The organism is Kocuria subflava (assembly GCF_012163155.1).
In the GTDB taxonomy this organism is placed as follows: Bacteria; Actinomycetota; Actinomycetes; order Actinomycetales; family Micrococcaceae; genus Kocuria; species Kocuria subflava.
In genome coordinates this window covers 1-2942 of record NZ_JAAVUN010000060.1, presented here as the reverse complement: position 1 = coordinate 2942, position 2942 = coordinate 1, and the positions used below count along the sequence as shown (strand labels likewise).

The following is a 2942-nucleotide window of genomic DNA, read 5'->3' as shown; positions in this document are numbered from 1 at the left end:
GTGGTCAGCAGGGCATTCCGACGTTAAAACGCCGATCCCTCCGCGACGCTGATCGGTGGATCGAGGCTAAGGCAAGGTCCGAGCTGACGGTCTCCGAGTACATCGTGTGCGCGATGCGCTGGCCGACCGCGCGGTGCGTCCAAACGGTCCGCCGTCACGCGAGATGCTAAACTTGGAGCTGTGAAGTTCTCCGAGGTCGTCGCACGCATCAACGGTGTGAGCACGCCGATCTTCGGTGTCTCGTGGTCGCCGGCTACGGCCGACATCACTGTCGCTCGTGCTGTGATCGCCTTCGTCGAAGTGCGACGCGTGCTGTTCTCGACCTACACCAACGAAGTTCCCGAACAATGCGTCGCTTCGGTGATCGACATCCGTGACCATCTCACCGAGGTGCTCTCGGCGGGCGGAATCGGCGCGGAGCTGAGTGGACCCCTACGTATGATGCGACGCTTCTGTGTGCGTTTTCTTCAGCGCGTTGGAGCTGTCGAAGACCCTGCCGATCAGGCAGCGAGGCAACGACACCTGTTTCGCGACCAGCGATGGGCCATGCACGACTACTGGTTCGGTGAAGCCCTTGGAGAACTGCGCACCGGCGTCGGGATGCAGGTAGCCGTGATCGCGGCCGCGCACGGTCTCGATGTCGAAGATGATCTTGCGCAGGTCTTGCCCAAGCCCGATGAAGCGTAGATGTCTGGTGGGAGCCTCTGATCTGTGCGCCGAGTCGCACACACGCTGCGGCAGCAGTCGCATAGAGGTCCGCGCATGACCGGGCCAGAACAAGCACGAGCGCTGCTGAACGAGTTCGCTGAAGCGCGGAAGGTCCCGCTCACGGACGCCGCGCTCGTTCAGCGCATGCAAACAGAAGCAACCACGTGGATCAACGCAGTGCACATGCAGCGCCGCCGCGTGACAGAACCAGTCGTCGACCCAAGCGCTCCTGGCAACGAAGTGTGGCGTCAGGAGATTGACCTTCACTTCCTTCTCGTGGCGCTGACCCGACTTCGCCGCGCCATCGGTCTCACGGCACACGTGCAGGAACTTCAAGGAGCGGTGCTTCAACATCTCACTGCCTTCGACGAGATGGTGCCTTCGCTCAGGACTTTCCGGAACGTCGCGGAGCACTTTGACGATTACACGACCGGGAGAGGGCGCGTCGCCGAAATCACCCGCCAACAGCTTCAGACGTGGAGTCTCGACGGTCCCACTAGCCGAGGTCTTGTCTGGCGTTGGCTTGATATCGAGTTTCCTGTCGACGTTTCGCATGACGCGGCGACAGCGCTTTATCGGACGTTCCTGGCTGCCGCCAACAACTACTTGGCTGAACCGAGCGCGGAGCGGTGATCAGAGGATGCTGCCGCGTCACACAAGATGAGTTGGACGGGGTGCATCACGCCCCGGCGGGACGGCGGCCACGCGGGCGGATTGCGCCGCCGCGGGCTACGACGGCGGATCGGACCGTCTCATCGCCGACCCACAGTTCGGCAGCGACCTCTTCGAGTGTCATGCCGTTTTCGTACAGCCGCGCAGCCTCCCGGCGTCCGGGCTCATCCAAACCGCGTCGGCGCACCGCGACACCTGCCTGAGCGGCGAGCCTGTGGATGGTCGTGCGGTGTATCCCGAACCGCCGCGCCAGCTCATCGACCGGCACCCCTTCGGCGTACTCCTCAGCCAGCGCAGCCCGATTCGGGACACTCAAACGGGTTTGAGGACGAGGCCGATTCTCCGCCACCGGGCCGCGCACATCCTCGATAGGCTGACGCTCAGGACGCGACACAGGACGCCGTGATCCCCGCAGAACCCGGCGAATCAGCGTCATGAGGGGCTTGCGCGGGTTTGAGAACCACCCAGCGAGGTGCACCTTGTGTGCCGGCTCAGCTTCCGTGCCGGTTCCGGCGCAGGCTCGGACTTTGCGCACGGATAAGCGCGTACTCCGTGCACCGGATCGCATTTATCCGTGCGCAAAGTTCGAGTCAGCTGAGCACGGAACGCCATGCCCGCAGCTCCCGCTCCGCGTGACGCAACGGCGAGCCTTCAAAGGGCGAGGGCTGCGACTGCATCTTCCGAGGTGACGTTGTGCTTGGCCGGGGGTGTCGGCACTCACGGCCAACAGCAGAGACAGTTCATCGTCGAGGCTGGTTTTCACGGCATCTCGGACAACGGTGAGCCGGTGTCCTTCGGGCAACAGGCCCGCGAAAAATGGGGGTAACCCGCCACCCGCCGTGACAACGGGCGTGGTGTTGACAGGCAGGGTGGAGGCGACCGGCTCACCGTGATCTTGAACGTAGTCCGTGTGGTAGGTAAAAACGGTTGAGCTGTCGGATTGGCGCTGCAAGGTACCCGCGAGTTTTCTCGATTTGTAGACCTCCGCGGTGGAGACCTGGCGCAGTTGATGGAAGTCGCTCGTCATTGCACCAGGACCCTTAGGCCCAACACCTGAGCGACCGCCACCACGGAGGCCAGGGATGGATTGCCGGTTCCGTTCTCTATGGATCGGACAGTCCGCTGCGATGTTCCGGCCAGATCTGCCAGCTCCTGTTGGGCCAGACCGGCGTCTTTGCGCGTGGCTCGTATGTTGCGTCCTGCATCATGAATGTCTCCCATGTCCCTCCTTGCGGCAGGATCTTGCCGGTTCGTGCTGATTCTTGCTGATTATGCTCCCGGCGCGACCAGATAGGCAGTATCTTGCCGGTTACGGTCTAGCCACGGTGTTGCACCCAGGCCCAGTTTCTGAATCGGCAACATATTGGGCTCATCGCATCCGAGGGTGTAGCTGGTTTCTGAAGCCGCCTGATTCGAGGAGGCTGCGGGCGATGTAGTTGGTGAGGTTGCGGAAGCCGATTGCGGAGCCGCGGAGGTGTTCGAGCCGGCCATTGAATCTCCTATGTATGTCAAGCAGCCGCCGCAGGTGTGATCGTGGCGTTGAGTTGCCTGTAGATCTGACG

Annotated in this window: 5 protein-coding genes; 2 read left to right on the top strand and 3 right to left on the bottom strand. The window is 62.5% G+C overall.

What is annotated here, in order from left to right:
- The first annotated feature begins 180 nt into the window (after positions 1–180).
- Both GTW58_RS12880 and GTW58_RS12875 read left to right on the top strand, forming a co-directional pair.
- A complete protein-coding gene (locus GTW58_RS12880; RefSeq protein WP_119933831.1) occupies positions 181–687 on the top strand; it encodes a DUF6650 family protein in 507 nt (168 codons plus the stop codon).
- Between the two features lie 75 nt (positions 688–762).
- On the top strand, positions 763–1341 hold the full coding sequence (locus GTW58_RS12875) for a hypothetical protein (protein ID WP_119933830.1): 579 nt from the start codon (positions 763–765) through the stop codon (positions 1339–1341).
- 46 nt (positions 1342–1387) lie between these two features.
- On the opposite strand, the gene GTW58_RS12870 is transcribed toward GTW58_RS12875, so the two are convergent.
- The 3 genes from GTW58_RS12870 to GTW58_RS12860 all read right to left on the bottom strand — a co-directional run bounded on the left by GTW58_RS12870 (position 1388) and on the right by GTW58_RS12860 (position 2601).
- Positions 1388–1696, bottom strand: a complete 309-nt coding sequence (locus tag GTW58_RS12870) for a helix-turn-helix domain-containing protein (protein WP_119933829.1) — start codon at positions 1694–1696, stop codon at positions 1388–1390.
- 252 nt (positions 1697–1948) lie between these two features.
- Positions 1949–2407 (bottom strand): HipA N-terminal domain-containing protein, encoded by a 459-nt coding sequence (locus GTW58_RS12865; RefSeq protein ID WP_168023542.1) that lies wholly within the window; start codon positions 2405–2407, stop codon positions 1949–1951.
- On the bottom strand, positions 2404–2601 hold the full coding sequence (locus GTW58_RS12860; RefSeq protein WP_119933845.1) for a helix-turn-helix transcriptional regulator: 198 nt from the start codon (positions 2599–2601) through the stop codon (positions 2404–2406). Before GTW58_RS12860 ends, GTW58_RS12865 begins: the two co-directional genes overlap by 4 nt.
- Positions 2602–2942: the final 341 nt, after the last annotated feature.